Source organism: Mycobacterium szulgai (assembly GCF_002116635.1).
Lineage (GTDB): Bacteria > Actinomycetota > Actinomycetes > Mycobacteriales > Mycobacteriaceae > Mycobacterium > Mycobacterium szulgai.
Genome location: NZ_LQPW01000004.1, coordinates 1 through 4723 on the forward strand (window position 1 = coordinate 1; position 4723 = coordinate 4723).

7 protein-coding genes are annotated in these 4723 nt (G+C 58.5%); 6 read left to right on the forward strand and 1 reads right to left on the reverse strand.

The window, feature by feature from the left end:
• On the reverse strand, positions 1-76 hold a 76-nt coding region (locus AWC27_RS33080; protein ID WP_139836672.1), incomplete at its 3' end, for a DUF1490 family protein.
• 301 nt (positions 77-377) lie between these two features.
• Between AWC27_RS33080 and AWC27_RS00140 the strand changes: the two genes are divergently transcribed.
• The 6 genes from AWC27_RS00140 to AWC27_RS00165 all read left to right on the forward strand — a co-directional run.
• Positions 378-881: a MarR family winged helix-turn-helix transcriptional regulator gene (locus AWC27_RS00140; protein WP_245846736.1), complete on the forward strand. Its 504-nt coding sequence runs from the start codon at positions 378-380 to the stop codon at positions 879-881.
• A gap of 104 nt (positions 882-985) precedes the next feature.
• On the forward strand, positions 986-1300 hold the full coding sequence (locus AWC27_RS00145) for a hypothetical protein (protein ID WP_085668376.1): 315 nt from the start codon (positions 986-988) through the stop codon (positions 1298-1300).
• 131 nt (positions 1301-1431) lie between these two features.
• The gene (locus AWC27_RS00150; protein WP_085668378.1) at positions 1432-2295 is read left to right on the forward strand and encodes an SH3-like domain-containing protein; all 864 of its coding nucleotides are present in this window, start codon (positions 1432-1434) and stop codon (positions 2293-2295) included.
• Between the two features lie 38 nt (positions 2296-2333).
• The gene (scnC, locus tag AWC27_RS00155) at positions 2334-3071 is read left to right on the forward strand and encodes a thiocyanate hydrolase subunit gamma (protein WP_085668380.1); all 738 of its coding nucleotides are present in this window, start codon (positions 2334-2336) and stop codon (positions 3069-3071) included.
• Positions 3064-3483, forward strand: a complete 420-nt coding sequence (locus AWC27_RS00160) for a thiocyanate hydrolase (RefSeq protein WP_245846735.1) — start codon at positions 3064-3066, stop codon at positions 3481-3483. The genes scnC and AWC27_RS00160 overlap by 8 nt, the downstream gene beginning before the upstream one ends.
• A 648-nt stretch (positions 3484-4131) precedes the next feature.
• A partial coding sequence (locus tag AWC27_RS00165) for a PE family protein (RefSeq protein ID WP_139836671.1) occupies positions 4132-4723 on the forward strand: 592 nt, incomplete at its 3' end.

The following is a 4723-nucleotide window of genomic DNA, read 5'->3' on the forward strand; positions in this document are numbered from 1 at the left end:
CCTCATACGCTGCGGCACCTACCAGACCGGTGACCACAGTGGGCACCGCCTTGCTTAACAGTCCTTGCCAAGCCATTCCGACCACTTCCTCTCTCCAGTTGACTCATCACAGGTTGCGAGCAATCACCGCCATGAACCGCCACGTACACGCGAATCTCTCGTCCGCACGGGGTCCGGCTGCGCCGCTCCAAATCTTCTTGGTACAGTACCCCCCTACCCTATGCACGAGCGGAGGGACACGCCACATGTCACAGGCCGTTCGTGTGGGTGCGGCCCGGGAAGTGCTGTCGCAGAAGACTATTCGTGTTTTTGTTGCTAGGCGCGGCGGCAAAGACTCTACATTGATCGCACACGATCTATTCGGCTACAGTGGCTTTGTGCCACTCGCAGACCAGCTCGAGGAAGACCCGCTCGCCCTTGAACAACAGGTCTGTTTCGCTCTGGCATTGACGAACCGGGCCGTGCTGGGCGTATATCGGCCGCTGCTCGAGCCGTTGGGCCTTACCCACCCGCAATATCTCGTCATGCTGGCGTTGTGGGATCACCATCGGTCTCGCCGCGCGACTGAACAGTCAAACCCCTTGTCGGTCAAGTGCATTTCGACGCTGTTGCAGCTCGATTCGGCGACTCTGTCGCCGATGCTCAAACGCCTCGAGTCGCTCGGGCTGATCGCACGTCAGCGCAATGCCGTCGATGAACGTGCAACCGATGTCCGACTAACGCAGACTGGAGTGCGGTTGCGACGAAAAGCCTTGGCGGTCCCGGGCAAAGTTGTTGCCCGCCTTGGCGTAGAACTAGCCGACTTACAGCAGCTGCGGGAGTTGCTTACCCGTGTCAATACCGCCGCCCTCGGCGTTAGCAGGGGCACAACCGAGAGTTAGCTGATGTCAGGGCCATGTACGGCGCCGCGACAAGGGTTCCCAAGATCGCTTCGAGCCGGTCGCAAAGTCACTCGCTGCAAACAACCGTGACGAGAAGGGAAAAGATGTCCGACCCCAACTTCGAAGGCAGGCTGGCGTGCGTCATCGCCGCCGATGGCTCCATTGCGCGCGGCTACCGGATCGTAAATTGTGATCGCACGGATGTTGGTAATTACACGATCTCTTGGGAGGACGAGCTACAAGGGTCGGCCAAGACCAACTTCTCTTGTGTCGTCGGCAGCGAGATGTATGAGGATGTCGAACCGGGGATCTGCACTGTTGGCCTGTTGCCTGACGCTCACCAGATGCGGGTACGCACCTACAGCCCGAATGGCGAGCCGGCCGATCGCCCGTTCCACCTCGCCGTCTTCCGCGACTGAAGTCGGATCCTAAGAGTTCTAACGGCAGCCTTTACAAACAGTTGCAAGTGAAGAGCCGGGACCTTGCACCATGCGTGAGCTAATTCAACCCCTTCCGAGAAATCCCTTATATGTTCAGGAGCGGTCTTCCGATGACAACTACACCACGCCAACGAGCTGAGAAGCTCGCACTGCTACATCAGCTGCGTTCGTCGTTCCAAGATTTGCCAGACGCACCATACGAGTTGCCCAATGACCGTCTCTCTGCCTACTTGAAGACACAGCACGATGTAGGCGGGGAGCCGGACGCGCCAATCGACTTCATTGAAAAGGAAGACGAAAATTGGGAGCACAACACCTATATCATGTGCGAAGTCCTCGGCCAGCGCGGAATTTGGGTATCTGAAGAACGACGCCGCTTACACAATGTAGATTTGGGACGCGCTATGTATCTCGGTCTACCGTACTACGGACGCTGGCTGCTATCGATCCCGCGAGTGCTTATTGAGAAGCATTTGGTGAGCTTGACTGAAGTGACAGAAAAATTCAATGAGGTGAAAGCGCGTATAGCGGACCTGGAGCCGGGCGAGCTTCTTGAACCGCAACCCCGCTTTATCGAAGATGGCTCGAAGATCCGCCGTAACAAGCATCACCTTAAGGCCATCGGGAAGGGCGATCCACAACTCTACGATGGCGAGGCCGAGCCGCCGAAATTTGAGGTCGGGGATTCGGTCGAAGTACAGGATTGGCAGGCAATCTTTTATACGCGCGCCCAAGAGTACGTGCACGGAGCTCGCGGTGTCATCGTCACGGTCGCCTATGAATCGCCCGCGGCAGAAGACGAAGCGTTCGATTACGAGGCAATCGGCGAGCCGCAACCCGAATGGTTCTATATCGTTCGATTCCGCATGAAAGAACTCTGGCCAAATTATGGCGGTCCCGACGATGATTCCGTCCAAACCGAACTTCCCGAACGTTGGCTGAAACCCATCGAGGAGACGACTTCGGTTAAGTAATGCAAGAACCTATAACTGGGATCCCGAAAGAGAAGGCGATGACAGATCACCAAACAGACAAACAGACTTGTGGGACGAACGTGCATGAGCATCGCCCACACGCTCCGATGGTGGAGGAGGTATCCGACTTCGAGGCACTTGAAGTCGCCGTCCGTGAGCTGTGTCTAGAAAAAGGCATCTTCACAGCCGAGGACTTCCGGGCTTTCGCGGAATTTGCGGAAAAGATCGGTCCTACCCCGGCGTCACATCTGGTTGCCAAATGCTGGCTTGATGACGATTTCAAGGCGTTCGCCCTAGAAAGTCCGATGGAAGCCTGCAAGACCGTCGGTGTCGATTGGATGCAACCGACAGGATTTGGTACGCCCAGCGACTTCACCGCACTACATATCCTCGAGAACACACCGAAAATTCACCACGTCATCGTTTGCACGTTGTGTTCATGTTACCCACGGCCACTGCTTGGTAACTCGCCCGAATGGTACCGGACGCCCAACTACCGACGCCGGCTCGTTCGGTATCCCCGCGATGTGCTTGCTGAATTCGGGACCCATCTCGGCGCGGATGTAGAAATCCGGGTCGAAGACTCCAATCAGAAGCATCGCTTCATGGTATTGCCCGTACGCCCCGAGGGTACGGAAGGCTGGAATGAAGACCAGCTAGCCGAAATCGTAACCCGAGACTGCATGATCGGGGTGGCGTTGCCCAAACCTGGAGTGAACGAAAACATTACTGCCAGCCGCGTGCTCAAAGCTCGACGAGGTGCACGCCATGAGTAACGAGCAACCGAGCCACGTGAGCGAGAAGTTACCCTACGGGCCGGGCAGCGCCTATTTTGTTCAGGGACGGGTCACCTTGTTGGAGGAGCTGGCAACTCATAATGACCAAACTTGGAGTTCGCTTGCCAAGAAATGCGGCAGCGAGCAGGAATTACCTCCGTGGAAGGTTAATCTTGACGGCCTTTGCGATGCACTCGATGATTCGGCCTGCACCAATCCCGACCTGGGTATCGCAACATTCGTAGAACGCCGCAACGAGGAGGATGCCCTCCTCGAGCAGCGTTACACGAACCTGCCTTACCCCGAAAATCAACTCGTCGCGCTCGCCCACAGCCTCGTCGCACGGGGCATAATCAGCGAAAAGGCGCTCGAAACGCGGCTGCGGGAAGTCAAGCAACGCCTGTCCGAATAGTTGAACTGAGAAGGCGCGATTCACACATCTAGCCGGCGCTATTTAATTGATCGCTGCTGGTTGGATGACAAAATGGGTAACGGTTCGGACCCCGGTGCTTGGTGAGGCCTTCGGAGAATTGGTTTGAGAGGCGTCGCTAGCTAGTTGTTAGCGCGGCGGCCAAGCCCTTCGTTTGGGCATCGCGGGGGTCGAGCTTGCGTCAACCCGGCTTCTGCGTACTCCGCAGGAATCCGACGGCGGCGACTGTTTCCGCCTCGGGTGCGCTGGCGCGCGTACGAGCTTCGTTGTCCCACAACGGTTTTTCGGGGCACCGCGCTGACATGTGGCGCACGCAGTTGCCACATGCCGGGCCGGTGGGTACTTGGTGACCCGCGTCGACGGGATCATCACCGCGGCCATAGCCGCCAGTACGCGCCCACCACCGCCAGTACCGGTACATGATCGCCGGACACATAGCCACACGTTTACACGGAATGGTGGTGGCGATTCCGGACAGGCCCTGTGAGGCGGGATCCGTCGACCCAGTGGTTGTTTGCGCCGCCGCAATTAGTAACGTGCGCAATCGCTGCGGCAGCCTGCAACTGCCGCAGCCCGCAATCGAGCCTGTAATTCATGTGCGGTCCCGCCCGGGTGTGATAAACCTCAAGGGTGTCGTACCTCAACGTAACGCCACAAGCATTGACCACGGCGGCAACCGATTTGGTCAGTATTGGTTTGGTGTTGACGGACGCGACCGCGGCTGCGGGGGTCTCTACGGTAGGCATTCTGGCACCGGGTGCGGACGATGTGTCTGCAGTGGTGGCGTCGTTATTGAGCGATTACGGCAGGTCCTGGCAGGCTGTGAGCAAGGAGGCGGTGCGCGTTCATCAGGAATTTGTCGGTGCACTCTATGGTGGCGCCTCGAAGTATTTGACCACCGAGTGGAGCAGCGCCGCGCAGCAGCTCGCAACCATTGAGCACTCGCTGGGAAATTCCGGGCAGAACGCGGTGAAGACCGCGAACGCCGAAAGTGTGTCGTTGTTCGGACGCCCTTTGATCGGTAACGGCGTCAACGGGGCGCCTGGGACGGGCGAGAACGGTGGGGACGGCGGATGGTTGTGGGGCAATGGCGGCGCTGGCGGGTCCGGTGCACCGAGCAAAAGCGGCGGTAGGGGCGGCGCCGCCGGGTTGTTTGGAAACGGTGGGGCGGGCGGCGACGGTGGGTCTAGCCCGCTAGCCGGGGGGTCGGGCGGAGCTGCGC